This is a genomic window from Nannocystis exedens, from assembly GCF_002343915.1.
Taxonomy (GTDB): Bacteria; Myxococcota_A; Polyangia; order Nannocystales; family Nannocystaceae; genus Nannocystis; species Nannocystis exedens.
In genome coordinates this window covers 4,088,636-4,113,024 of record NZ_NETK01000001.1, presented here as the reverse complement: position 1 = coordinate 4,113,024, position 24,389 = coordinate 4,088,636, and the positions used below count along the sequence as shown (strand labels likewise).

Below are 24,389 nucleotides of genomic sequence, written 5' to 3'. Positions count from 1 at the left end.
GGAGGTGGGCAAACCATGCGAGGATGCCGCAGCCGACGAGAGGGCGCCCGGAACAGCGTTCACCATGGCCCCGGGGATCCACGACACCGCGTTCCAGACCACCGGCCTGGCCGCCTCGCGGCCGCTGGCCGATCCCGAGGTCTCGTCGGCGATCGAGCCGTCGACCACGGTCGCGGGCGGCAAGCTCGGCCGCTTCATGATCTTGGAGCCGCTCGGCTCGGGGGCGATGGGGGTGGTCTACACCGCCTACGACGAGACCCTCGACCGCAAGGTCGCGGTCAAGGTGTTGCGCGACACCGGCGAGAGCGCGCAGCGCCGGCTGCTGCGCGAGGCGCAGGCGATGGCGCGCGTCTCGCATCCGAACGTGGTCACCGTGCTCGAGGCCGGCATGGCCGGCGGGCAGGTCTACGTGGCGATGGAGTTCATCCGCGGGCAGACGCTCGGCGCGTGGCTGCAGGCGGCGCCGCGCTCCTGGCAGGAGGTGGTCGAGGTGTTCGTGCAGGCCGGGCGCGGGCTGGCCGCGGCGCACGCGGCCGGCCTGGTCCACCGCGACTTCAAGCCGAGCAACGTGATGATCGACGACGCCGGGCGGGCCCGCGTGCTCGACTTCGGGCTGGTGCGCGCGGCCGTCCCCGAGTTGCCGCGCGCGGCGCCGACCCCGGGGACGAGCAACAGCAACAGCAAGCTCGACATGCACCTGACGCACGACGACCAGATCGTCGGCACGCCGGCCTACATGGCGCCGGAGCACTGGCGCGGCCTGTCCCCCGAGCCAGCCGCCGATCAGTTCAGCTTCTGCGTCGCGCTGTACGAGTCGCTGTACGGGGTGCCGCCGTTCCCGTACACGGACGCGGCCGACCTCGTGCTCAAGGTGCTGCACGGGCAAATCAGCGAGCCGCCGCGCAAGCGCGGGCTGCCGGCGTGGCTGTCGCCGGTGGTGATGCGCGGTCTGAAGAATGACCCAAAGGACAGGTACCCCGGGATGCCGGCGCTGCTGTCGGCGCTCGACCGCGGGCGCGCCCGCGGTCGCCGGCGCTGGGTGGTCGCGGCGGTGCTGGCCGGGGCCGTGGTCGGCACCGGGGTCGTGCTCGCGCGGACCAGCGACGACCGCACCTGCACCGGCGCGCCCGAGGAGCTGGCGCAGGTGTGGGGGCAAGCGCAGCGCGACGCGGTGGCCACGGCCCTCGGGGCGGCCGCCCCGGGCTACGCGTCGGTGGTGTGGCCGCGCGTGCAGGAGGAGCTCGACGGCTACGCCGCCGACTGGCGCTCGGTCCACCGCGAGGCCTGCCTGGCCCACCGCCACGGCGAGCGCTCGGGCGCCCTGCTCGACCAACAGATGCGCTGCCTCGACCAGCGGCGCGGCGCGCTGGCCGAGACCGTGACCACGCTGGCGGCCGCCGACGCCGACGTGGCCCTGCGCGCGCTCGAGGTCGCGGGCGACCTGCCGTCGCTCGAGGGCTGCCGCAACCTCGAGGCGCTGTCGTCCGAGCAGCCGCCGCCCGACGACCCCGAGAGCGCGGCCCGGGTGGCCGAGCTGCGCGGGCAGATGACGCAGGCGCAGGTGCTGGCCCGCTCGGGCCGACTGCCGGACGCGCTGGCCCGCGCGAACGAGGTGGTGGCCGCGAGCGAGGCGCTCGACTACCCGCCGGTCCACGCCGAGGCGCTGCTGCTGCGCAGCAAGCTCGCGCTGCACCTGCCCGAACAGGCAGGTGCGGACGTCGAGCGGCTGACGCAGGCGATCAGCGCGGGGTTCGAGGCCCGGGCCGACGGGATCGCGGCCGAGGCGCTGGCGCTGCGGATCTACGCGCTCGCGCGCCAGCCCGACCAGGTCGCGCGGGCGCTGGCCGACGAGCCGCTGGCGCTGGCGCTGGCCGACCGCAGCCCGACGCCGGCGGCGCTGCGCGGGCTCGTGCTCAACAACATCGGCACCGCCTATCTCGCCCGACAGGAGCCGGCGCAGGCGCGGCGCTACTTCACCGAGGCGCTGGCCGTGCGCGAGGTGGCGCTCGGCAGCGAGGACGCCGAGGTGGCCTATACGCTGGTCAACCTGGCGCTGGCCAGCGACCCCGGGCCCGAGCGCGAGCGCCTGCTCGCGCGCGCCGTGACGACCTTCGAGCTGGCGCTGGGGCCGGCGCATCCCGCGACGATCGAGGGCCGGCTGGTCGCGGTCCACCTCGTCGACTTCGCGGCCGGACCGGGGCTCCTGCGCCCCGGCTGCGCGGCGCTCGACCGCTTCCTCCCGGGGGACGTCGTCGGCCGCGCGCGCTGCCTCCTTTATCTGGGTCGTCTCGCGCTCGAGCTGGGCGACGACGACGAGGCCGAGCTCGCGTTCGTCGCCGGCGCGTCGCTGGTCGACGACGGCGGGCGCAAGGGCCCGCAGCTGACCGACTTCGAGGTCGGGGCGCTGGTCGGCTACGCGGCGCTCGACACCGGCGCCCACGAGGCGGCGATCCGGCGGATCGAGGCCGCCCTGCAATTGGTGCCGCAGGCGTGGTGGTCGCGGGCCGACGCCGCCGAGCTGCGGACGATCCTCGGCCACAACCTGCTCGCGGCCGGGCGGCCGGAGCAGGCGCGCGACAACTTCGTGACCGCCATCGCGGACTATCAGGGGCTCATCGACTCGGAGCCGCGCTTCGGCGCCGCGCTGGCGCGGACCCGCCGGGGGCTGGTCGAGGCATTGGTGGCGCTGAACCTCGCCCAAACGCCGGAGGCCCGCGAGAACCTGGCGGCCTCGCTCGAATTTTATCGCAGCGCCGGGTCCAGCTTTAGGCGACAGTTGGCCCGGACCGAGCGGTTGGTCGCCGTCACGGGCACTCCGACCCCTATCGGCCCATAAGTAGGGCGGACCTGGAGGCGGACGCAACATGTACACAAAGACATATCACTGGTTCTTCGCCGGAGCCGTGGCGCTGGCCGCGGGTTGTGACGAGGCGGCGCTCGCGGACGCCGGCGACGACGAGGTCGCGCTGCGGCCGTACGCGTGCCCGACCTGGAAGTGCGGCTTCAACTCCGCCGAGGTCAACGGCAGATCGATCCGCGAGCTCAACCTCGACGGCGCCCCCAACGGCGACGGTATGCGGATCACGGGCTTTTTGGCGCCCGCCGGGCTGCTCGGCAATTATCGCCTCGAGGTCGAGCACGACGCGCTCGTCGCCCGCAACGCGAGCGGGCAGACCCTGCGCGGCGCGCAGCTGATCGGGGCGACGATCCTGGTCCAGGCGCCGGGCCTCCTGTCGTTGCCGGTGCCGATCTCGGTGCTCGGCTACCAGGAGATCGATTCGTGGGCCGAGGGCGCGCCGAAGGTGCCGACCTACGCGCTGCTCTACCCCGATCTGGCGGCGCTGCTCGGCGTGCGCAACGTCTGCAACGGGGATCTGCTCGACACCGTCGCCAGCGCGGCGACGGTGATCGGCGGCGAGACCTACGACCTCGACGACAAGACGGTGAACCCGGACCGGAGTCGATGGCTGACGATCGCCTGCGCCGGCTCGGCCGCGGCGAAGATGCGCCTGCTCGGCTACGGCCCGCAGTCGAGCGCGACCACGCCGGCGCAGCGGCAGGCGACGCTGAAGATGGTGACCGCCGATTACTGCGGCGGCGGCGAGAGCTACACGCAGAACGGCACCGAGGTCCACTGGGCCAACGCCGAGGGCACGGTCGCGCCCGAATCGTTCGCCGAGCTCGGCGAGCTCGAGGCGGTGTGGACCGAGGACGGGGCGCTGTGCCTCGGCAGCCCGCGGATCGCCGGCACCCTGACGGATTGTAGCCTGCCGAGCTGCGCGGGGCTGTCGGTGGCCGACGGCGAGTGGGTCACCTACGTGGCCGCGAATTGAGGCGACCGAGATGATGTGTCCTCGGGAGCATGTTCCCCGGGACATGCTTTGAAAAACATGCTGGGCGGGACATGTCGTGAGTCACACGCAGCGGGGTGACGCGTGGTGGTCTTGAGGTTGCGGATCGAGGCCGTGCCCCGCGGCGCCCTCGCCGACTCGGCCGCTGCGCTCGTGCTGTGCGAAGGGACGCGCGGTCTCGGCGTATCGTCGTCGAGCGGTGGCGTGCAGCGACGCGTCGAGCCGGCTGCGAGCGAGGGTGCGGCGGGCGCCGCGGCGCAGCTCTCGCGCGGGCTCTCGAGGCGCGAATGAGGATCGAGAACCGGCCGCGGCCACCACGGGGCTCGGCGCGGCTCACGGGGCGCGGATGATCGGCGCTCACCGGCCGCGGCGGGGCGCGCCCGGCACACCTCACGGCGCGCGGGCGATGATCGCCAGCGGGCCGCCGCCGAGCGGGCCGTGGTGTTCGGCGCGGGTGCTGACGTAGACGCAGGGGTCGCCGACGACGCTGGCGAGCACGGCCGCGAGGGCGGCGCGGGAGTGGCGGGTGTCGTCGATGTCGTCGTCGGACAGCATGGTGTGCCGGCGGCCGCGGATCGAGCCGCGGGGGTCGGCCTCGGACTTGGCGAACACGCCGACCACGTGGGCGCGCTGCTCGGGCGACAGCTGGCCGCCGGTGACGGGCAGGCCGAGCTCGGCGAGCAGGGCGCGGACGGCGTCGACGTCGAGGATGTCCTTGAGGACGGTGTGGCCGACGACGAGGTCGCCGGTGGCCCGGTCGCTGTTGCCGAACATGAGGATCTCGGTGCGCTGCAGGCCGGGCTTGGCCGAGCACGAGGCGACGCCGGAGTAGAGCGACCAGTCGTCGCAGACGACGTCGTCGGACAGGTCGGCGAGGGCGACCTCGCCGAGGGCGAGGGCGACCCCGAGAGCGCTGGCGGCCCGCGAGTGGACCATGTCGTTGCGCAGCGGGGTGCGGGCGCGGCGGGCGGCGAGCACGGCCTCGTGGTCGGCCCTGGGGATCGCGCCCTTCATCTGCACGAGGTGGACGTCGGCGGGCGCGAGGCGCAGCTCGCCGGCCAGCTCGGCGACCGCGCGGGCGGTCTCGACGATCTGCGGCATCCGCCCGATCTCCGCCGGCGTGAACGGCCGCGTGTGGGCTGTCCCCACGACCAGGCGCTTCGGGCCAGGTTCTTCGGACCAGGTGCCCGAGCGGGCGAACGCGACCACGTGCGGCGAGACCACCCCCTCGGTGCCGCCGGACAGCGAGAACACCACGCGGTCCTGCACGCGCGCGGGCGGCAGGCCGAGGCGCGGGGCCAGCAGGTCCTCGAGCGCGCGCATGGCGAGGTCCCGGGTGAAGTCGTTGCGGCCGCCGTTGCCCTCGGTCTTGCCGAGGACGCACACCAGCTCGTCGGCGCGGACGACCCCGTCGTCGAGCAGGGCCGTGAGGCCGCGGACGTCGGCGGGGCCGTCGGTGGGCAGCTTGAAGGCGTCGACGCGCATCAGAACAGCACCGCGCGCAGCTGGGCGCCGAGGCGCTTGCGGATGTCGATCTTGAACACGTCGCCGTGGGCCATCTCGGCCGGCTCCTTCATGCCGGCGAGGGCCTCGACGACCTCCTCGGAGTTGGCGGTGAGGACGGTGACGGGGCCCTCGACGGCCAGCGGGAAGTCGTGCCAGGTGCCCTCGTGGATCATGATGCCGCTGCCGGGCGGGAGGACGAAGCAGCGCACGTCGTCGAGGTCGGGGGTGTCCATCCCGCGCTGATGCGTCGGCTTGCCGAGGACCATGGCGAACGGCTGGTCGCCGAGGCCGACGAACAGCTGGGTCATGTTCATGTGGCGCTCGAGCCAGGTGACCTCGGGGGGCCGGCGGTGGATCCGGGCCGAGCGGATGACGCAGCGGCCGTTGCACTTGAACGCGAAGTTGTGGCCCTCTTCGACGGCTCCCTTGTAGAAGGGGATGCCGAGGCCGGCCTGCGGGACCTCGTTGCCGATGTAGAGGCCGTAGTCGGCCACGGCCTCGCGGGTGGCAGGCACGACAGGGACCTCGATGTCGCGGACGGCTTGCATGACCCGCCGATGATGCCATGGCGGCGCGGGGCGGGGCAATGCGCGGGCCGGGCTCGCCCGCGGAGCGGGGCGCGAAAGGAGTGCGCGCGTGGCCGCGGGCGGCGGACTGCACCCATGCGGGCAGCCGGTGCGGAGCCATCCGTGGCCGCGACGCGGGGCCGGCACCGCTCCGTTTCCGGCGGCACCGCGGGCGCTCCGGCGCCGCCATCGCTCGCTCCCTCGCCCGCGTCGCTCGGGCCCGGCGATGTCCTGTCGGCACGACCTGCGGGCGCCTCGAAGGGCACGCCGAGCCGCGTCTACTCGACGGGCCACATGCACAGCCCGGAACCCTGGAGGTCGCAGACCATGTCGTCCGGGCACTGCTGGCCCTCGCTGCAATCGAGCGAGCCCACGCTCGGCCGGCTGTCGAGGTCGCACGCCGGCGTCGCGGTGCCGCTCGCCGGTAGCGGGCAATCGTCGTCGTCGCCGCAGAACGGGGCGCAGACCGAGAACTCGAGGCCGTCGTGCGCGCTGGCGATGCAGACGACCACGCCGGGCTGGCAGGTCGCCGAGCTGTCCTCGCAGGCGGCGTAGGGCGGCGCGTTCGGGTCGCCCTGGGGGGCGCACGCGGTCGTGCAGGCCAGCAAGTCGCTGCAGACCGGCTGGTCGCAGGCGACGAGGCCCGCGCGCAGCGCCTCGTCGGCGGCCTGCGAAGATCGTTGGGTCCCGCGACCCCTCGGAGGTGGTTGCGGCGGCGCGTCACGGGGGGTTCGCGCTCGCGGCGGGGACGGTAAAGCGGAGGGTGGTCCCGCGTCCTGGCGTGCTCTCGACCCAGATCCGTCCGCCGTGGGCCTCGACGATGCCCTTCGTGATCGTCAACCCCAGGCCGGCGCCGGCGCGGGAGGCCCGTTTGGCCTGCCAATAGCGGTCGAAGATGTGAGGCAAGGCTTCGGCCTCGATGCCGCGGCCCGTGTCCTCGACCGCGATCTCCACGCCGCCGCCGGAGCGGCGTGCCCGCAGGCTCACCCGGCCCGACGGCGGCGTACACTTGAGCGCGTTGTCGAGGAGGTTCAGGAGCACTTGCATGAGGCGACGACGATCGCCGCTCACCTCCACGTCGTCGTCGGCGACCGCGTAGTCCAGGCTGATCCCGAGCTCGGCGGCGCGCGGCTGCATCAGCTCGACGGCGGCGCGGAACAGCGCCGCGAAGTCCACCCGGGAGCGCTCGATGGCGAGGGTGCCCGACTCGATCCGCGAGGCGTCGAGCAGGTCGCGGATGAGGTGCTCGGTCGCCTCCGCCGCGCGCTGGATGGCGCCGACTCGCCGGGCCCGCTCGTCCTCGGGGAGCTTCGGCCGCTCGAGGCGGGCCACGCACAGCAAGATCGTGCTGATGAAGTTGCGCAGGTCATGGGCGACGATGGCGAGCGTCTCGTCGCGTTGGCGGGTGGCTCGCTCCGCCTGCGCCCGCAGCTCGCGCTCGGCGTCGAGCATCCGCTCGCGGTCGGCCTCGGCCTGCTTCAGCGGCGTGATGTCCTCGAGCGTGCCCACATAGCCGACCGGGGTGCCGTCGAGGAACATCGGCGCCGCGCGGCCGCTCACCCACACCACGCGGCCGTCTCGATGCAGGAAGCGGTAGGTCTCCGCCCACGGCTCCCCCGCCCCTGCTGCCTGGTACCACGACGACACGACGCGAGCCCGATCCTCGGGGTGGATCGCTTCGGTCCACCCCCGGCCCTGCGCATCGGCGAGGCTCAGGCCGTGCAGCTCTTCGCACTTCGGGTTGAAGAACACCGGGTGACCCGCCAGGTCCATGATGTCGATGCCGAGCGGCGAAGCGTCGAGGAGGGCGCGCATCCGGGCCTCGCTCTCGCACAGCTTCGCCTCGGCGCGCTTGCGGTCGGTGACGTCGCGGTGCACTGCCACGAATCCGACCGATCGTCCCTCGTCGTCGTGGCAAACGCTCAGGCTGGCGGCGACCCAGAGCGTGGCGCCGTCCTTGCGGGACGACACGAACTCGCATGTCCGCGGGGGAGCGCGCCCCTGCGACCGCAGCGTGCCCATGGCGTCTCGCAGGCATTCGGCGCGGAGCAGGTCCGCCAGAGCCTGGCCCGACGCCTCCGCGGCGGTCCAGCCGTACATCCGCTCGGCCCCCCGGTTCCAGAACGTGATGCGCTCATTCTCGTCGAGGGCGATGACGGCCTCATGCGTGAAGTCCAGCAGGTTCTGCTGGTTCGGCGGCGTCGCGCCCGGCATCGCCGGAGTATCCTCCCGCCGGCGTGTACGACCAGCGGTCTCATGCGGTTCGTGGCGCGGGCCGCCGGTACGGCCGTGCTCTTCGTGCGCGGGGCAGGCGGGTGCCGGAGGCGCCGGAATCATGCGTGTGCCGCGTCTCGCCAGCGGCCTGCTCGTCCCCGCGGCGGCTCGGGTCGCGGCGGCTCGTCGGCGCAGGCCGCGGGCCGCGGGCGGACGATCGGGGCGGCCGCAGGGCGATGCGCGTCGTTCTCCGCCTTGCGGTCCGTCGACGGGCCCGCGCCTCCCGGCGCGCGGCTCAGCTCTTGGGCGCGGTGAGCGAGGCCTGGATCTCCTTCGCAGCGTTGTAGTGGCGGTCGAGGGTGGCGCGGAAGTTGTTGAGCTCGACCCGCAGCTCCGGCATCTGCGCGTGCGGCAGGAGCTTGGTGTCGATGAAGTTGATCCACATCGCGTGGGCGTCGACCTGCATGTCGATGTACGCCTTATCGAACGCGTCGCCCTTGTCGACCTTTTCAAGCACTTCCATCTTCTGCTTGGCGTCGTTGCGGATGTCGTCGCGCAGGCGGCTGTCGGTCTTGCGCAGGCCGAGGCGGTCGCGGGTCTCGTTCGCACGGTCCCGGATCGAGCCGTGGTCGGTCATCATCAGCGCGGCGTATTCTTTGACGCGGGTGCCCTTGGCCCATTTCTTGGCGTATTCGGCCATCCGGATCTCCTCCTCGTTCATGACGTTGAGGACGCCGAAGATCTCGTCGTCGTTGGTCATGGACTCGGGGGGCGCCTTGACCTTGGCGTCCTCGGGCATCGCGGCGACGGCGACGGCGGCCGGGTCGTCCGGCTTGGCGTTGGTGGCCGGCAGGTCGGTCGAGACCTGGCTCGGGGGGACAGTGTCCGGGCTCGTGCGGGAGCACGCCGCGGCGAGCACGAGCGACAGCGTGAGCAGGGAAGTCTTGCGGTGGTGCATGGCCCGAGGGGTGGCCGCATTCGCGCCGCGATGCCACGTGCTGTGGATCGCAAGCGCGTCTGTGCGCCGTCCAGCCCGCCCGGGGCCGGCGGGCGGTCCGCGCGGCGCGATCGCGGGCGGGCGTGCGCGGGCGCCACCGCCTTCGAGACATGGCCGAAGGAGCATGTCATGCCATTGCCCCCCGCTCGCCCGCTCAGTCGGGGACGAAGGTCGCCCACTCGCCGTCGTCGAGGGTGAAGTCGTCGCAGGCCGGGAGGGCGCAGGCGACGTCGGCGTCGGCGAGCCGGGTCGCGTCGAGGCAGAGCGCCCCGTCGGGGCCCCAGATCGCCTCGGGGCGGCCCCACGGACCGGGCGAGACCACGGTGCCGCCGCTGTTCTTCCACTGCAGCGCGACCTGGTTCCGGGTGTAGCTGTCGCCGCCGCCGCAGTAGTCGGCGGTGATCATCTTGAGCGTGGCCTGCCGCTGCTCGACGGTGGCGGGGTGGCCCTCGCCGTCGAAGTCGCCGTGCGGGCCGTAGTTCATCAGGCGCATCTTGGCCGCCGCCGAGCCGGCGCAGGCGATCGTCAACCAGCGGTCGCGCCCGGGCTCGACCGTCTTGGCGTCGAGGTCGTAGGTCTCGCCGCCGATCACGGTGGCCGCGGTGGCGAAGACGTCGAGCAGGTCGCCGGCGCAGACGTTGCGCACGCCGAACAGCGAATCGAGGTCGAGGTACAGCATCGCGTAGGCCGGGACCTTGCCCGCGCCCGCGGCCCAGCCGTCGATCTCCTGATAGTCGAGGATGGTGATCGGCAGCGGCAAGGACAGGAGCCCCGGCTTTTTGACCAGAATCGTCGCGCCGATCAACTGGTCGCCGCGCAGGACCGAGCCGGCGGCGTTGCGGGCGATCAATTCGTCGCCGTCGAAGTCCAGCCTGTATTTGCCGGGCAGGCCGGCGGGGGCGACGAACCCGACGAGCCGCACGCCGTCGTCGTTGGGCTGGCCGTCGAGGTTGAGCTCGCGGATCGAGCGGCCGTTGACCTGCGCCGAATTGAAGCCGCACTGCCAGATGGGGCAATGGTACGGCCGCATCTCAATGTCCTCACTCTCGGGGTCGGCGCACCCCGAGAGCAGCGCCGCCAGCGCCGTCCAATGCCTGCGGTGCCGCCGGAGCCGCGTGATTCCTCGTGTCATGCCCTCATGGTGAAACCCCGTCCCGGGGACGGACCGCCGTCCGCGGCCTGATGGTGTTTCCAGTCGGGAGCGGCGACCGGCGGCGAGACAGGGGTGGAGGTGCGAAGCCGCCGCCGTCGAGCCACCGGTGAATACAGGGTGTCACCGGGCGTTGCGATGGCGAGGCCGAGAAGATACGTTTTCTTCGCGACTCATGCTTTGGAATGAATGTCAGTCAGGCACGTAGGTCGACCACTCGCCGGCGGGCCCGGTATAGGTGGAGCACGACGGCAAGGAGCACGTCACGTCCACGTCGGGGACGCGGGTGGCGTCGAGGCAGACGGCACCCGTCGCGGTCCAGATCGCCTCGGGATCGCCGTACGGGCCGGGCGAGGCGACGGTGCCGTCCTGGTTCTCCCATTGCAGCGGGGCGCCGTTGACGGTGTAACTGTGACCCGTGCCGCAATAGTCGGCGGTCAGCATCTTGAGGGTCGCCTGCCGCTGCGCCACCGTGGCGGGGTGGCCCTCGCCGTCGAAGTCGGCGTGGGGGCCGTAGTTCATCAGCCGCATCTTGGCGGCCGCCGAGCCCGCGCAGGCGAGCGTCAGCCAGCGGGTCTGGCCGGGGTTGACGGTCTTGTGCGTCAGATCGTAGGTCTCGCCGGCGAGCACCGTCGCCGCGCTCGCCAGCGCGTCGAGCAGGTCGCCGTTGCAGACGTTGCGCACGCCGAGCAGGGCGCCGAGGTCGGGATAGACGAGCGCGTAGGTCGGCACTTTGGCCGCGCCGTCGGCCCATGAATCGATCTCCTGATAGCCGAGCACCGTGATCGGGACCGGCAGCTCGAGCAGGCCGTTCTTCTTGACGAGGATGATGGACCCGATCAGCTGGGGGCCGCTCAGCGAGTGGCCCCGCTCGTTGCGGGCCACCAGCGCGTCGCCCTCGGTGTCGAGCTCGTAGTTGCCGAGGAGGCCCTGCGGGGCGACGAAGCCGACGATGCGGACGCCGTCGCCGTTGGCCTGGCCGTCGAGGTTGAGCTCGCGGATCGAGCGCCCATTCACCTCGGCGGAGTTGAAACCACATTGCCAGGTCGGGCAATTGTAGGGGCGAAAGTGGGTATCCTCGATCGAGGGGTCGTCGCACCCCGAGGCGAGGGTAGAGAGAACCACGATAACACTGTGGATTCGCCAGGGTCGCATCATGCCTCCGGTACCCCGATTGTGTGTTGTCCCACACGGGAGGGGAGGCGACGGCGACCTGTGGAACGGTATTCGGGCCGGACGGCTTCGCGCGGGCCTCGCGGCGGCGAGTGCGAGGATGCCGCGATTGATTGACTCCAGTCACTGACGTCTTTCGGCGATTGCAGGCATACGCCAGGCGAATTCGCCCTCGGACCGGCGGTACCATGATTCGGCCGCGGCGAGCTCGTGCGCGGCGGCCTCGGGGTCGAAGCCGGCGCTCAGCGCTTCGGCGAGGGCCAGGCGGGCCGCGGCGAGGGTGCGCGGCAGCACGTTGTCGTGGGCCTTGGCGGCGATCTGCTCGAAGATGGCGACGCTGTCCGCGAGCGCGCGCCGGGCCCCGGGGACGTCCCCGACGGCGAGCAGATGCAGGCCGATGCACAGCTCGATCTCGGCGACCTTGCGCCGTTGCCACCATTCCCCGCCCCGCAGCTCGTGCAAGGTCCGCTCGAGCCAGGCGAGGGCGGTCGCGTGAGTGCCGTCGACGAGTCCGGCGTAGCCGCGAATGAGCGCGTCGTCGAAGCGAAACGGGTCGGCGTCGGGCAGGTGCTCGATCAGCGCGCGCGCGCGCAAGATCTCCTGGTCGGCGAGCGCCTGCTCGCCGGCCTCGCGCGCGTGGGCGGCGAGGTGCTGTAGACATTCGGCGCGGGCGCGCAGGTCGTCGGGGCGGTACTCGTCGAGGGCGTCGCAGCCGCGCTCGAGCAGCTGTACGGCGTCCTCGGGGTCCTCGGCGAGGGCGCCGGCGAGGATCCGGACGGCCATGGCTTCGGGGTGGGCGACGCCGAGGTTGTCTTCGAGGATCTGCAGCGACTCGCCGACGAGCTCGCGGGTGCGCGCGGGGTCTTTCGCCAGCAACGCGAGGTTGCCGAGGGTCTTGGCGACCTCGACGTCGTCTCCCCCGGCGGCCCGGCGCAGGCGCAGCGACTCGTGCAGGTACGGCTCGCCGTGCCGGGCGTCGCCGGCGGTGAGGTACAGCGAGCCGGCGTTGTTGAACACGAGCGCCTGCAGGCTCGGCGGGTTGCCGATCCGGGGCAGCAGGGCGGTGACGACGTCGAGGTCCTCGAAGGCGCGCGGGAGGCCGTCGGGGGCGTGGCTGCGGGCGTAGAGGCGCAGCGCGAGGGCCTCGACGACGCGGTTGTCCTCGCCGGCGCCGAGGGCCACGAGGTAGGCGCGGTTGAGGAATGGTTCGGCGCGGGTCGGGTCGACCTCGATGTCGAGGCGGCCGCGCTGGAGGAACGCCTCGGCGAGCGTGGGTCGGTCGCCGAGCGCGTGGGCCTCGCGGATCACGTCGTCGGCGAGCTGCTTCGCGGCGAGGGTCCGGCCGGCGCGCGCGTGGACCTTGACGTCCTCGATCCGGGCCATGACTCGCCGGCGGCGCACGGCGGTGCCGATGTCGCGCGAGGCCCGGGTGTGGGCGACGAGGCCGGCGCTGCTGCGGCACTCGGCGGGGTCGGGCAGCGAGGTCGCGACCTCGAGGGCGTGCAGGCCGACGTCGGCGTCGGCCTTGTGCAGCACGACCACCGCCGAGGCGAGCGCGGCGCGGGCCCGCTCGAAGCAGGCGGAGCTGCGGAGCGCGAGCTCCTCGGAGAACTCGTGGCGCTCGCGGGCCTCGCAGGCCTCGCGGTAGCTCCGCTTCCAGTCGGCGCTCCAGTCGTCGAGCACGCCGCGGACCTGCGGCCAGAAGTTGGCGGCGAACGCGGGCGGCAGCGCGGCGAAGGCGTGCTCGATCGCCGCCCGCGAGTCGGGGTTCCACACCTGATCGATCTGCGCGGCGCCGTCGCTGCACGGGTCGGCCGCCTGCGGGCGCGCGCCGAGGTAGCCGCCGCCGAGCCCGAGGACCGCCGCCCCGAAGACCGCGCCCATCAAGGTGCGGCGGCCGCGGGTGCGGTCGTGGTCGAGGTTGCGCAGCAGCTCTTCCATGCTGGCGAACCTGTCCTTCGGGTCCTGTCGGAGGCCGCGCAGGATCGCGGCGCTGACCCGCGACGGCACGCGGACGTGGCGCGGAGGGGTGCGCACCTGGCCGCTGGTGACGGTGAGGCGCAGCTCCTCGGCGTTGTCGCCGGGGAACGGCAGCTGACCGAACAGCGCCTGGTACAGCGAGGCGCAGAAGCTGAACTGGTCGGAGGCGGGGCCGACCGGCTGGCCGAGGAACTGCTCCGGGGGCATGTACGCGGGCGTGCCGACGACCTCGCGGCCGGCCTTGGCGGGGGTGCAGGACAGGCCGAAGTCGAGGACGCGGACGCGGCCGTCGTCGCCGATCATCGCGTTGCTGGGCTTGAAGTCGCGGTGGACGAGGCCGGCGCCGTGGGCGGCTGCGAGGCCGCGGCCGGCCTGGATGAACGCGTCGAGGATCTCGGTCCAGGTGCGGGGCTGTTTGGCGAGCCAGGCGTGGAGCGTGGCGCCGCGGACGAACTCCATGGCGATGAAGATGCCGTCCTCGTGGAGGCCGACCTCGTGGACCACGGCGACGTTGGGGTGCGAGACCTTGGCCATCGCCTGGGCCTCGTCGTGGAGGCGCACGCGGCCGTGGCTGTCGGGGCGGCCTTGCGGGCGCAGGACCTTGAGCGCGACCTTGCGGTCGAGCTCGGGGTCGTAGGCGGCGTAGACGATGCCCATCGCGCCGGCGCCGAGGTACGACAGGACGGTGAAGCGACCGATCTCGTGGCCGGGCTCGAGCGCGATCGGGTCCGGCAGGGTGTGGGGGACGTTCGTCGCTCGCGTGGGCCCGGTCGGCCTGTCCGGGCCGGGACGGACGTCGCGGCCGCCAGAGCCGGGAGCGCGCAGCGTTGGGGGCGGGTTCGACACGGACGGGTTTGCTAAGAGGGCCCGATCCTACGGCCTCGTCAAGCTCTGTTCACGCTGTCGAAGGTTTGGAAAAATCGTGACTGGTGCGACTGGCCGCGGACCGTCGACCCTGGGCCGGCCGCGAGCCGCGACGCGCGGGCCGGCGAGGTGGGGCGAGGGCGCGTGCGCGAAGGCCCCCGCGCTGCGGGGCCGCCGCCCGGGCGCCTCAGACGACCAGAGCCCAGATCGCCAGGTAGTGGACCAGGGCGGCGCTGAACACGAAGACGTGAAACAGCTCGTGGTAGCCGAACACCAGCGGGGCCGGGTTGGGCCAGCGGAGCGCGTAGATCACCGCGCCGAGGACATAGAGCAATCCGCCGGCGGCGAACAGCAGGAACACCTCGTCGGCGGCGGCGCGGAGGGCCGGGGCGGTGGGCAGCGTGAAGCAGCCCATGAGCACGTAGAGGGCGGCGCTGAGTTTGCGCGGGGCGTGCGGCCAGGCGAAGGTCTTGATGATGCCGAGGCCGGCGGCGAGCCACATGGCCGACAGCAGCCACACGCTGGCGGGGCCGTCGAGCGCCAGGGCCAGGGGGGTGGCGGTGCCGGCGATGAGCAAATAGATGTTGGCGTGGTCGAGCTTGCGCAGCCACAGCGCGGTGCGCAGGGGCCAGCCGGGCAGGTGGTAGACCGCGCTGCCGACCAGCAGGACGACGAGCGAGACGCCGTAGACGAGGGCGGACAGGGTTGCCGCGCCCTCGCGGGCGTACGCGACCAGGGCGACCACGGCCGGGACCGCGAGCGCGGCGGCGTAGATGTCGGCGACGCCGCGGAGGCGCGGGCGCAGGACCGAGGAGGTCGGCGAGGTCCGGGACACGAGGGCGCGAGGATACACGAGCGGCGCGCGGACGCGAGAGCGGGGCGGGGCCGGCGGCGACCGCGGACGTCCGCGGGGCCGGCGAGTGGAATCGATCGAGCGGGACAGGCCGCAATGGTGAGATCGTGGTGCGCGGATTCGCGGTGGTGTGACGTGGGATACAGGCGATTGTGGGGACCCTCCGGCGCTCGCGAAAAAATCGTGCGAGGGACTTGACCGGTGAATCGGCTTGCTGTACATACCCCGGACCGAGTCAGGGTGAAGGTCGTGACGAACCATCAGCACATCACCGGGTCGATGCTCCAGGGCCAGCCGCGTACGGCGGGGCTCCTGCTGCTCCCCGCGCTGTTGGTCCCGCTGCCGCCGTATCTACGCCTGCCGTATCTACCCCGGTAAACGGGGCGCCCCCGTCGGGGTGCAGGCAGCGCTGCGACGAGCGCGGGAGACATCCGAATCGTTGCACCTCCGCGAGAGCGCGTCGGCGCCCGCACGCGCAGAGCGATCCGTTTCGATCGATCTGCCGGGCGGCGGGCATGTGACAGCGGCTTCGTGCGAGGTCCCGTCATTCGTCTTCGGGGCGTAGCTCAGCCTGGTCAGAGCGTCTGTCTTGGGCACAGAAGGTCGTGGGTTCGAATCCCGCCGCCCCGATCCCCCGTATTCGGGCCACGGAAGGCCCGAGGGGTACGAATGACACAATACGCGCAGGTGCTGGAACTGGTAGACAACTGGCCTCGAGAGCGCCAGGCCCACCGGGCGTGAGAATTCGAACCCCTCCCTGCGCATTCCGTACGCCGATCGAACCCGAGGAGGACGACGAGGGGGAGCAATTCGCGCAGGTGCTGGAATCGGTAGACAACCGGCACTCAAAACGCCGGGTCCCGCGAGGGACGTGAGGGTTCGAGGCCCTCCCTGCGCAAACCGAGGACATGAATTTCCGCGGGACGCCTCAATGGTGAGGCAGTCGGCTGTAAACCGACGGCGCTCCGGCGCAGGCGGGTTCGATCCCCGCCCCGCGGATTCTTTTGAACGAGGAGCGAACAGAGGGCGGGGAAAAAAAACGCGCAGGTGACGGAATTGGTAGACGGCTGGCGCTCAGAACGCCAGGCCCCGGCTGGGGCGTGAGGGTTCGAGTCCCTCCCTGCGCATAGCTTTGGATGAAAGACGGATGACCTTTCCGCGGGACGCCTCGATGGTGGGGCAGTCGGCTGTAAACCGAGGGCGCTTCGGCGCAGGCAGGTTCGATCCCTGCCCCGCGGGTCTTGCGAACGAACAGAGGACGGAGAAGCACGCGCAGGTGACGGAATGGGTAGACGACTGGCGCTCAGCACGCCAGGCCCCGAAGGGGCGTGAGGGTTCGACTCCCTCCTTGCGCATCATTTTGAAGAGTCTCTACGGGCGAAGGAGCGAGCGCAGGTGACGGAATGGGTAGACGGCTGGCCTTGAGGTGGCCAGGCTCCGACCGGGGCGTGAGGGTTCGAGTCCCTCCCTGCGCATTTGGCAGAAGAGATCGACGGGGAGAATTTTCCGCGGGACGCCTCAACGGGAGGCAGCCGGCTGTACACCGGGGGCGCTTCGGCGCAGGCGGGTTCGATCCCTGCCCCGCGGACTTTTGCATGACGACACGCGCAGGTGACGGAATGGGTAGACGACCGACGCTTCGCTCGTCGGGCCCCGCGGGGGCGTGAGGGTTCGAGTCCCTCTCTGCGCATGCGAGCGCGTCAGCTCAGGCGGAGGGCGACCAGCGGCGAGGGTTTGTAGCAGGGGCGGCTGTCGTTGCAAGCTTCGGGGGCGGCGAGCTCGTCGTCGGGGCCCCACGGCTGGCAGGTGTGCAGGCACGAGTAGGGGACCTGGTTGCGGGCGAAGGTCAGCTGAAATTCGGCCAGCTCGGCGGCGTCGTGCGAGTGGCCCTTCCAGCGCAGGTGGCGGCACAGTTGCATGGGCTGTCCTCAAAGTCAGGTTGGGGCGGGGGCGGGCGCAGCGGCCGGCGTCGGGGGCTGGGCGAGGGCGCGCTCGAGCGCGTCGAGGACGGCGCCGCGGAGGAGGTCGAGCTTGTAGGCGGTGCCCGCGAGCGGCTTCGCGCCGTCGGCCGCGACCGCGGCGGCGGCGGTGAGGGTCTCGGGCCGGGCGGGCTTGCCGACGAGCAGGGCTTCGACGGCGCCGAGGCGGAGCGGGAGGTTGGCGACGCCGCCGACGGTGACGCGGGCGGTGTCGATCTGGTCGCCGGCGACGAGGAGGCGAGCGACGACCTCGACGAGCGGCCACTCGGCGCGGGCGCGGCTGGTCGCGCGGATGTAGGCGGCCTGTTCGCCGGCCAGCGGCGGGCCGAGGCTGACGCCGGTGAGCAGGGCGCCGGGCGGGAGCATGTGCTGGCGGCGGGCGTCGGAGGCGTCGCCGTAGAGGCTGGCGAGGGTGTGCTCGCGGTCGCCGGCGACCTCGATGCGGACGTCGTGGGCGAGCAGGGCGGTGGCGAGCGACGAGGGGTGCGGGGCGACGCAGGGGCCGAGGTCGAAGCAGGCGTGGAACAGGTGGTCGCCGGTGCGGGCGGGGCAGCCGCTGCCGCCGCTCTTGAGGCAGTCGGCGCCGGGGCGGCGGTAGTACCAGCAGCGGACGTGCTGGAGGAGGTTGCCGCCGACGGTCGCGCGGGCGCGGATCTGCGGGGTCGCGACGCTGGCCGCGGTGGCGGCGAGGGCCGGGTAGCGGGCGCGGACGTCGGGGTGCTCCGCGACGGCGGCGAGGGTGACGAGGGCGCCGAGGTGGAGCTGTCCTTCGCGCCAGGTGACGGCGTCGAGGCCGGGGACGTCGCGCAGGTCGATGACTGTCCCTTTGGACAGGTGGAGCCGGCGCCGCTCGGTGAGGTCGGTGCCGCCGGCGCGCGGCTCGCCGGCACGGCCGAGCGCGGCGTCGAGGGAGGTGGGGAGCTCGAGGGTGGTCATCCGCGGATTCCTTGCAGGACGCGATCGGGGCGCAGCGGCAGCTCGCGCGGGCGGAAGCCGGTGGCGTGGGCGACGGCGTTGCCGATCGCGGCGGCGGGGGCGAGGGTGACGAGCTCGGCGAGGCCGACGCTGCGGCCGTTGACGCGCTCGTAGCCGTCCTCGACGAAGTTGACGTCGAGCTCGCCGATGTCGCCGATGCCGGGGATCCGGTAGTCCTCGAGGCCGCCGGTGAGCAGGGCGCCGGTCTTCGGGTCGAGGCGGCGCTCTTCGTAGAGGGCGTAGCCGATGCCCTGGATCACGCCGCCCATGGCCTGGCTGCGGGCGAGGGCGGGGGCGACGATGTGGCCGGCGGCGACGCCGGTGTGCGAGCGGAGCACGCGGATCCGCCCGAGCCGGGTGTCGACCTCGACCTCGACGATCTGCAGCGCACCGGCGACGTAGCGGCCCGGGGCGATGTCGTACATCGGCGGCAGGAAGTAGCCGCCCTGGTCGCGCTTGCGCGTGCCGACGAAGCGCAGCGGCGGCGAGCCGGCCAAGAGCTGCTGCCAGGTGACGACGCCGCGCGGGTGGCGGACGCCGCCGGGGACGGCGACGCCCTTGACGCCGAGGAGCTGCTCGGCGCGCTCGAGCAGCTCGTCGCGCAATTGCTCGGCGGCCATGATCGCGGCCGGGACGAGCGAGGCGGTGGTGCGGCTGCCGCCGGTCATCGGCCCGGGGACCAGCGAGGAGTCGCCGATCTGCACCTTCACGTCGGCGGGGGCGATGCCGAGGACCCCGGCGACGGTCTCGGCGATGACCGTGCGGGTGCCGTTGCCGATGTCCTGGCAGGCGGTCGAGGCGACGATGCCGTCAGGGCCGGCGTCGATCTGCAGGCGCGCGCTCGGCTGGACGAAGTAGAACCACCCGCCGACGGCGAGGCCCAGGCCGCGGCGGTGCCGGCCGCGGTCGCTCTGCGCGGGCTGTCTCTCGCGCCATGTCTTGAGGGACAGGGCCCAGTCGTACAGACGATTGCGGGCGGGGTTGGGGTCGAAGCGCTTGCGCAGGAGGATCGGGTCGAGCTCGAGCCGCTCGGCGGCGACGTCGACGGCCTGCTCGAGGGCCCAGAACACCGGCGGGCCGCCGGGGCCGCGGAACGGCTTGCCGGGCGGGGCGTGGTTGACGACGTCCCAGTCGGCGATGTCCTTGGGCGCCTTGGCGTACATCAGGCGCAACAGGACGGTGCTGTTCGAGCCGACGCCGCAGCCGGCGTCGGCGAAGGCGCGGGCGGTGACGCCCTGCAGGTAGCCGTCGCGGTCGGTCGCCAGCGCCAGCTCAATCTCCTGCGCCGGGCGCAGGCCGCCGGTGGTCAGCTCCTCGCGCCGCTCGAGGACCACGCGCACCGGCCGACCGGTGACGCGCGCGAGCTCGACGGCGGCGACGCACTCGAGCTGCAGCGTCGCCTTGCCGCCGAAGCCGCCGCCGATGTACTGCGCGAGCACGCGGACGCGGTCGCGGCGCAGGCCCCAGCGCTCGGCGATGTCCTCGGCCACAGCGTGGACCGACTGGGTCGAGAGGTAGACGGTGACGGCGTCGGCGGCGGTCCAGTGGGCGACGCAGGCGTGCGGCTCGAGGGCCGAGTGGCACTGGACCTGGGTCTTGTATGTCCCTTCGACCAGGACGCCCTCGGCCGGCTGCTCGCGCAGCCTCTGGACGGCGCGGCGGGCCCTGTGCTTGGCGGTGCTGAACAGCTGGAACGGGCCGCGCAGGTTGCCGTCCCAGCCGAGCGGCAGGAGCGGGCCCTCGCTGGCGTTGGGGGCCGACTTGCGGGTGTTGCGGGTCGGGTAGACCGGCGGCGCGCCGTCGGCCCGGGCGGCGTCCATGCCGATCAGCGCGGGCAGGACCTCGAGGTCGAGGTCGACGGCGGCGAGGGCGGCCTCGGCGGTGCGCGCGTCGACGGCGGCGATGGCGAGGATCTCCTGACCGGCGAAGCGGATCGTGGTGCCGCCGTGCAGCAGGTCGACGGCCCCGAACACGCCGGGCAGCGCGAGGGCTCTCGACCAGTCGACCTTGCGCACGCGCGCGTGCGCGTGCGGGGAGCGCAAGATCTTGCCCTCGAGTTGATCGGGGAGCTGGACGTCGACCGTGTACCTGGCAGCGCCGGTGACCTTGTCGCGGGCGTCGTAGCGCGGGGCCGCAGGCTCGGGGCCGAGCGGTTCTTCGTAGGCGCCGGAGCTGGCCTTTTGGACAGCTCGGATGATGCCGTCGTAGGCGGCGCAGCGGCACAGGTTGCCGGCCAGGGCGGCGGCGACGGTGTCGCGGTCGGGCTCGGCGTTGCCGTGCTCGGCCCGCCAGCGCCTGTAGAAGGCGCTGGCGGCGACGACGAAGCCCGGGGTGCAAAAACCGCACTGCAGGGCGTCCTCGGCCATGAAGGCGCGCTGCACCGGGTGCAGCTCGCCGGCCGGGGCGAGGCCCTCGACGGTGGTGAGGCGCCGCCGGTGCAGCGCGACCGCGGGGAGCAGGCAGGCCGCGACGGGGACGTCGTCGAGGAGGACGCTGCAGGCGCCGCACGCCCCGTGACCGCAGCTCTCCTTGCAACCGGTGAGGCCGAGGTCGCTCCGTACGAGCTCGAGGGCGGTGCGCTCGGGGTCGACGGCGAGCGCCCTGGCGACGCCGTTGACGGTGAACTCGAGCTTTTGTGAGGGGGAGTCGGCGGTGGCGACGGGGGCAGCCGCGGGAGCCTCGGCGCGCTCGCTGACGATCTTCGGGGCGCAGCTCTCGCCGACGAGGACGGTGCCGCCGAGAGTTCCGCGCAAGACGCCGCGCCGCGAGATCGGTGGGCTCATGCGGCGATTGTTCGGCGAGCGCGCGCAGATTGTCAATGGTGCGCGGCTTCATCCGCCGGAGACTCGGCGAGGTCCGGATGCGGCGATGAGCGAGGACTTCAGCGGGCGAGCGAGACAATCGTCGGCCCAATGATGGTCCTGTGCAATGATAACACTCGCCGGCGAGCGCTGGCGGATCCGCGGCGCTTGTGGTTCGACGCGGTCCAGCGCGAGCGGTCGTCCCGCGATGAGGGGGACCGCTCAGGTCGGCGACCGCTGCGAGCGCTCAGCCGCACAGGACGCTGCCGCCGTTGACGTTGAGGATCTCGCCGGTGATGTGGCGCGCCATGTCGGAGGCGAGGAAGACGATCGGAGCGGCGATGTCGTCGGCGGTGGCGACGCGGCGCAGGGGGATCTGGCTCTCGATGCGGGCGCGCTCGGCGGGATCGTGGCGCAGCGCGCCGGCGGTCATGTCGGTGTCGACCCAGCCGGGCGCGACGCTGTTGACGCGGATGCCGGGGGCGAGCTCGACGGCCCACGACTTGGTGGCGGAGGTCAGGGCGCCCTTGGAGGCCGCGTAGGGGCTGTAGTCGGCCTCGCCGCGCTGGCCGGCGGTCGAGGTGACGTTGACGATGGATGCCCTCGGAGACAGGCGCAGCAGCGGCAGGGCGCGGGCGACGGCGAGGAAGGGGCCGAGGAGGTCGACGTCCATGGTGTGGCGATAGACCTCGACGTCGAAGCGAGCCAGCGCGTCCTCCTCCCACATGCCGGCGTTGTTGACGAGGCAGTCGAGCCGGCCCCACTCGCGCGAGGTGCTCGAACATGGCGTCGACCTGGGTCGAATCGGCGAGGTCGGCGGCGAAGCGCAGATGCGAGACGTCGTGGACGGCCCGCAGCTCGTTCAGCAGCGACTCGGCGACGTCGTGGCGGTCGCGATCGTGGACGAGGACGACGGCGCCCGCGGCGGCGAATCGCGACAGGCGGCGGCGCCGATGCCACGACTGCCGCCGGTGACGAGGACGTGAAAGCCGGCGAGCGAGAGCATCGCGCGCGACCTTGCCACGGATCGACGACGGGCGCGAGCCGAAAGCCGTGCGACGAGGTCGGGCGTAGCGCCGCGGACGTCCGCTGGCGCACCGAGGAAGCGCGGAGAGTTCGTCGCGCAGCGACGAGGGCGTGCCGCGCAAGTCGTGACGCGGACACCGCGCGAGGGCTGTCTGAAAGGACAGTATGAGATCCGGCTCGACTGGAGCGATTCAGCAGACTCGCAGGAACAATGGTGTCCGGCCGCAGTCACCACCCCGCGGGCGGGGGCGTCGCGGAGCGCTCGCCGGTCGTGAAGTCGAGCCGCAGCCGATCGTCCCCGCGGGCGATCTCATAGCGACGCGCGTCGAACGGCGCCCGGACGAACGGGTTGTCGATGCGCTGCTGGTGGTGGAGCGGCACCTCGAGGCCGTCGACCGTCAGCGGCGCGTGCCAGCCGAACGTGACCGTCCCGCGCGACGGCGAAGCGTAGGTGACATCGAACCCGTCGCCGTGGCCGTCGCCGTCCTGATCGGCGACCGGAACGACAGAGAGCTCGGCCGCGGCGATCGCGGCACGAAACGCGGCGAAGTCCTGCCATTCAGCCGCGTCGCCGACCTCGACGATCCAGGCGTTCTGAACGCCGGTGGCGACCAGATCGAACGGCAGCCCGCCGTTTCGGTAGACGGCGGGTTGATCCAGGCGCCAGCTCGTCGGATTGTGCGAGTACAGGGCGACGTAGCCGTCGCCGCGGCGCCCGAACGTCCAGCCGCCGTGCTGGACGACCTCGTCGAAGTGGGCGACCGGGAAGTAGGCGTGGGTCTCATCGCGGTAGCCGTAGTTGGCGAAGAGCGGCGTCGGCGTATATTGCGGGGCATAAAGGACGATCGCCACGTTGTCGATCTGGCCCGCTCGCGGCAGCGAGGCCTCGCCGGTCCAGTAGCCGGGGCCCGGCTCGTCGAAGACCCGCCAGTCGAAGTCGGGCGCGATCGGCTCGCCCGCGGCTCGCGGCAGCCGGCGGGGTTGCTGCGTGAACACGATCGCGCGCTCGTCGAGCGTCGCCTGCCATGAATGGACCTGCCGGCCGATCGAGCCCTTCCGATAGTCCTGAGCGCTCGAGAGCATCGTCGCCGCGGTCCGGTAGGTCGTTGTGTGGACCTCCTCGAGGAGCCTGGCGTTGAGCGAGGTCCAGAGCGAGCGGTAGAGCGAGTGAAAGTCCTCCATGATGCCGCCGGGCCCCTGCGTCGTATCGACGAGCTTGGTCAGCACCGCCAGATCGGCGAGCTGGCTGTCCCACAGGCCATCTCGGCCGGCCACCGCGAAGGTCAGCGGGAGCAGCGGCCACGCGGCGAATGCGTTCATGGACCACCACAGCGGCAAGTCGGCCTCGGTGTACGTCAATTCGTACGGCGGCGGCGGAGCGGGAGTGTCCCACGCGGAAGGCGGGCGCTCGTCGACCGGCAGGTTCATCCGCTCTCGGTCGACCATCGGCGCGTCGTCGCGGGCGATCTCGCGGATCACCCACGGCAGAGCGTACGCGGTCGACAGCGACAGCAGCCCCGCGAGTTGCGAGGCGGGGTCGGCCCAGTCCGTGCGGGTATCGTCGAACAGCAGCTTGCTGCCGTCGAACGTGTCGTTGAGCTCTGCCGCCGCCTTGTCCTTGATGTACGAGCGACCGTGCGTGCCGCCGGAGTTTCCGTGATGGAGGTGGAGGGCGACGTCGAGCCACAACAGGTCGAGGAGCATCGCCGCGCGAGCGCTCACCTCCTCGTCCTCGGCCCACTCGACCAGCATCAGCAGCGGCTCGAGGTCGAGGGCGTAGTAGACGTCGGAGTGCCACTCCGTGAAGCCCCAGCGCGCGCGGTAGTCGAGCCACGCCAGCAGCTGGGGCCGCGCGCGCTCGCGGTGCTCCTCGCCGGTGAGGCCGGTGACGGCGAAGATCTCCTCGGCGTAGCGCTGTCCGGCCAGATACTCGGCGGTGCGGAAGATCAGCGAGTGATTCTCGCTCCAGTACCACATCGAGTCGGTCACCGGCGCGCCGTCGAGCACCCGCTCCGGCGTTGGATCGCTCGACCAGTATTTGAACGACAGCAGCGCCTCGTCGACCCGCGCCCACAGCCCCGACGAGAGCGCCGGATGCCCGGAATGGGCGTAGACGAGGCTCAGGAAGCGCAATGCGTTGAGGTCGCTCATGTCTTGCAGTCGCAGCATTCGCGCGAAGCGGTCGTCCCACGCGTCGTCGGGGACGCTGCCCGGCGCGAGCGCGAAGCCGTCGAGCCGCCGCTCGCAAGTCAGGTGGATCAACACCTGCGACTGCCGCGTCGGATCCAGCGGTCGAGCGCACGCGAAGCGCAGGTACGCGAGCTGGCGCTCCTGCTGCCATCGCGGGACAGAGCCGGCGAGCTCGCCGATATCGAGCGGGTCGGCGAGCGAGCATGCGAGGGCGAGCGAGGGGATGAATGGGCCGACGCGCATGGTGAGCTCCGGTATGGCGCG

18 protein-coding genes and 9 tRNA genes are annotated in these 24,389 nt (G+C 72.4%); 13 read left to right on the top strand and 14 right to left on the bottom strand.

Annotated elements, in window-relative coordinates; genetic code table 11:
* The first annotated feature begins 64 nt into the window (after positions 1–64).
* Together NAEX_RS16200 and NAEX_RS16195 are read left to right on the top strand one after the other, a co-directional pair.
* Entirely contained in the window at positions 65–2,836 is a 2,772-nt protein-coding gene (locus tag NAEX_RS16200; protein WP_096328393.1) for a serine/threonine-protein kinase, read from the top strand.
* A 28-nt stretch (positions 2,837–2,864) separates the two neighbouring features.
* On the top strand, positions 2,865–3,833 hold the full coding sequence (locus tag NAEX_RS16195) for an ADYC domain-containing protein (protein ID WP_143140599.1): 969 nt from the start codon (positions 2,865–2,867) through the stop codon (positions 3,831–3,833).
* A gap of 408 nt (positions 3,834–4,241) precedes the next feature.
* Here the strand turns inward: NAEX_RS16195 and atzD are convergent, their stop codons facing one another.
* The 9 genes from atzD to trhA form a co-directional block, all read right to left on the bottom strand.
* Positions 4,242–5,336: a cyanuric acid amidohydrolase gene (gene atzD / locus NAEX_RS16185; RefSeq protein WP_096328390.1), complete on the bottom strand. Its 1,095-nt coding sequence runs from the start codon at positions 5,334–5,336 to the stop codon at positions 4,242–4,244.
* On the bottom strand, positions 5,336–5,905 hold the full coding sequence (locus NAEX_RS16180; protein WP_096328389.1) for an ureidoglycolate lyase: 570 nt from the start codon (positions 5,903–5,905) through the stop codon (positions 5,336–5,338). Before NAEX_RS16180 ends, atzD begins: the two co-directional genes overlap by 1 nt.
* Positions 5,906–6,201: 296 nt before the next feature.
* A complete protein-coding gene (locus tag NAEX_RS16175; protein WP_096328388.1) occupies positions 6,202–6,531 on the bottom strand; it encodes a hypothetical protein in 330 nt (109 codons plus the stop codon).
* A 112-nt stretch (positions 6,532–6,643) separates the two neighbouring features.
* Positions 6,644–8,137, bottom strand: a complete 1,494-nt coding sequence (locus tag NAEX_RS16170) for a sensor histidine kinase (RefSeq protein ID WP_170135767.1) — start codon at positions 8,135–8,137, stop codon at positions 6,644–6,646.
* 295 nt (positions 8,138–8,432) lie between these two features.
* Positions 8,433–9,095 (bottom strand): DUF4142 domain-containing protein, encoded by a 663-nt coding sequence (locus NAEX_RS16165; protein ID WP_170135766.1) that lies wholly within the window; start codon positions 9,093–9,095, stop codon positions 8,433–8,435.
* A 193-nt stretch (positions 9,096–9,288) separates the two neighbouring features.
* A complete protein-coding gene (locus NAEX_RS16160) occupies positions 9,289–10,164 on the bottom strand; it encodes an ADYC domain-containing protein (protein WP_245913735.1) in 876 nt (291 codons plus the stop codon).
* Positions 10,165–10,476: 312 nt separating this feature from the next.
* Positions 10,477–11,409, bottom strand: a complete 933-nt coding sequence (locus NAEX_RS16155) for an ADYC domain-containing protein (RefSeq protein WP_143140600.1) — start codon at positions 11,407–11,409, stop codon at positions 10,477–10,479.
* A 171-nt stretch (positions 11,410–11,580) separates the two neighbouring features.
* A complete protein-coding gene (locus NAEX_RS16150; protein ID WP_096328384.1) occupies positions 11,581–14,283 on the bottom strand; it encodes a serine/threonine-protein kinase in 2,703 nt (900 codons plus the stop codon).
* Positions 14,284–14,488: 205 nt separating this feature from the next.
* Positions 14,489–15,136, bottom strand: a complete 648-nt coding sequence (gene trhA / locus NAEX_RS16145; RefSeq protein ID WP_245913734.1) for a PAQR family membrane homeostasis protein TrhA — start codon at positions 15,134–15,136, stop codon at positions 14,489–14,491.
* Positions 15,137–15,403: 267 nt separating this feature from the next.
* Between trhA and NAEX_RS53815 the strand changes: the two genes are divergently transcribed.
* The 10 genes from NAEX_RS53815 (at position 15,404) to NAEX_RS50240 (ending at position 16,844) form a co-directional block, all read left to right on the top strand.
* Positions 15,404–15,532 (top strand): hypothetical protein, encoded by a 129-nt coding sequence (locus NAEX_RS53815; protein ID WP_256254049.1) that lies wholly within the window; start codon positions 15,404–15,406, stop codon positions 15,530–15,532.
* 177 nt (positions 15,533–15,709) lie between these two features.
* A tRNA-Pro gene (locus NAEX_RS16140) sits at positions 15,710–15,784 on the top strand.
* Between the two features lie 182 nt (positions 15,785–15,966).
* Positions 15,967–16,052, top strand: a tRNA-Leu gene (locus NAEX_RS16135).
* 18 nt (positions 16,053–16,070) lie between these two features.
* Positions 16,071–16,153: transfer RNA gene (locus tag NAEX_RS50260), tRNA-Tyr, on the top strand.
* A gap of 42 nt (positions 16,154–16,195) precedes the next feature.
* Positions 16,196–16,281 (top strand) — tRNA-Leu (locus NAEX_RS16130).
* A gap of 29 nt (positions 16,282–16,310) precedes the next feature.
* Positions 16,311–16,393, top strand: a tRNA-Tyr gene (locus tag NAEX_RS50255).
* A gap of 31 nt (positions 16,394–16,424) precedes the next feature.
* A tRNA-Leu gene (locus NAEX_RS50250) sits at positions 16,425–16,509 on the top strand.
* A gap of 34 nt (positions 16,510–16,543) precedes the next feature.
* A tRNA-Leu gene (locus NAEX_RS16125) sits at positions 16,544–16,629 on the top strand.
* Positions 16,630–16,660: 31 nt separating this feature from the next.
* Positions 16,661–16,742: transfer RNA gene (locus NAEX_RS50245), tRNA-Tyr, on the top strand.
* Positions 16,743–16,759: 17 nt separating this feature from the next.
* Positions 16,760–16,844 (top strand) — tRNA-Arg (locus NAEX_RS50240).
* A gap of 10 nt (positions 16,845–16,854) precedes the next feature.
* Here the strand turns inward: NAEX_RS50240 and NAEX_RS16120 are convergent.
* The 4 genes from NAEX_RS16120 to NAEX_RS16105 all read right to left on the bottom strand — a co-directional run bounded on the left by NAEX_RS16120 (position 16,855) and on the right by NAEX_RS16105 (position 21,636).
* A complete protein-coding gene (locus tag NAEX_RS16120; protein WP_096328382.1) occupies positions 16,855–17,073 on the bottom strand; it encodes a hypothetical protein in 219 nt (72 codons plus the stop codon).
* A gap of 15 nt (positions 17,074–17,088) precedes the next feature.
* Positions 17,089–18,069 carry an FAD binding domain-containing protein gene (locus NAEX_RS16115; protein WP_096328381.1) on the bottom strand — a complete coding sequence of 327 codons (981 nt, stop codon included), beginning with the start codon at positions 18,067–18,069 and terminating at the stop codon, positions 17,089–17,091.
* Positions 18,066–20,891 (bottom strand): molybdopterin-dependent oxidoreductase, encoded by a 2,826-nt coding sequence (locus tag NAEX_RS16110; RefSeq protein ID WP_096328380.1) that lies wholly within the window; start codon positions 20,889–20,891, stop codon positions 18,066–18,068. Before NAEX_RS16110 ends, NAEX_RS16115 begins: the two co-directional genes overlap by 4 nt.
* 265 nt (positions 20,892–21,156) lie before the next feature.
* A complete protein-coding gene (locus NAEX_RS16105; protein ID WP_245913733.1) occupies positions 21,157–21,636 on the bottom strand; it encodes an SDR family NAD(P)-dependent oxidoreductase in 480 nt (159 codons plus the stop codon).
* Here NAEX_RS16105 and NAEX_RS16100 point away from each other — a divergent pair.
* Complete coding sequence (locus NAEX_RS16100; protein ID WP_096328378.1) at positions 21,635–21,895, top strand: hypothetical protein; 261 nt, start codon at positions 21,635–21,637, stop codon at positions 21,893–21,895. The two genes, NAEX_RS16105 and NAEX_RS16100, sit on opposite strands and share 2 nt — an antisense overlap.
* Positions 21,896–22,163: 268 nt before the next feature.
* Here NAEX_RS16100 and NAEX_RS16095 read toward each other — a convergent pair whose 3' ends face one another.
* A complete protein-coding gene (locus NAEX_RS16095) occupies positions 22,164–24,368 on the bottom strand; it encodes a hypothetical protein (RefSeq protein ID WP_096328377.1) in 2,205 nt (734 codons plus the stop codon).
* Positions 24,369–24,389 lie beyond the last annotated feature (21 nt).

Bases quoted from the DNA above. Each gene is read 5' to 3' on its own strand.
- atzD (WP_096328390.1), bottom strand. From the start codon at position 5,336: ATGCGCGTCGACGCCTTCAAGCTGCCCACCGACGGCCCCGCCGACGTC.
- NAEX_RS16110 (WP_096328380.1), bottom strand. From the start codon at position 20,891: ATGAGCCCACCGATCTCGCGGCGCGGCGTCTTGCGCGGAACTCTCGGC.
- NAEX_RS16105 (WP_245913733.1), bottom strand. From the start codon at position 21,636: ATGTGGGAGGAGGACGCGCTGGCTCGCTTCGACGTCGAGGTCTATCGC.
- NAEX_RS16115 (WP_096328381.1), bottom strand. From the start codon at position 18,069: ATGACCACCCTCGAGCTCCCCACCTCCCTCGACGCCGCGCTCGGCCGT.
- NAEX_RS16100 (WP_096328378.1), top strand. From the start codon at position 21,635: ATGCCGGCGTTGTTGACGAGGCAGTCGAGCCGGCCCCACTCGCGCGAG.
- NAEX_RS16165 (WP_170135766.1), bottom strand. From the start codon at position 9,095: ATGCACCACCGCAAGACTTCCCTGCTCACGCTGTCGCTCGTGCTCGCC.
- NAEX_RS16160 (WP_245913735.1), bottom strand. From the start codon at position 10,164: ATGCGGCCGTACCATTGCCCCATCTGGCAGTGCGGCTTCAATTCGGCG.
- NAEX_RS16170 (WP_170135767.1), bottom strand. From the start codon at position 8,137: ATGCCGGGCGCGACGCCGCCGAACCAGCAGAACCTGCTGGACTTCACG.
- NAEX_RS16095 (WP_096328377.1), bottom strand. From the start codon at position 24,368: ATGCGCGTCGGCCCATTCATCCCCTCGCTCGCCCTCGCATGCTCGCTC.
- NAEX_RS16180 (WP_096328389.1), bottom strand. From the start codon at position 5,905: ATGCAAGCCGTCCGCGACATCGAGGTCCCTGTCGTGCCTGCCACCCGC.
- NAEX_RS16200 (WP_096328393.1), top strand. From the start codon at position 65: ATGGCCCCGGGGATCCACGACACCGCGTTCCAGACCACCGGCCTGGCC.
- NAEX_RS16120 (WP_096328382.1), bottom strand. From the start codon at position 17,073: ATGCAACTGTGCCGCCACCTGCGCTGGAAGGGCCACTCGCACGACGCC.
- NAEX_RS16195 (WP_143140599.1), top strand. From the start codon at position 2,865: ATGTACACAAAGACATATCACTGGTTCTTCGCCGGAGCCGTGGCGCTG.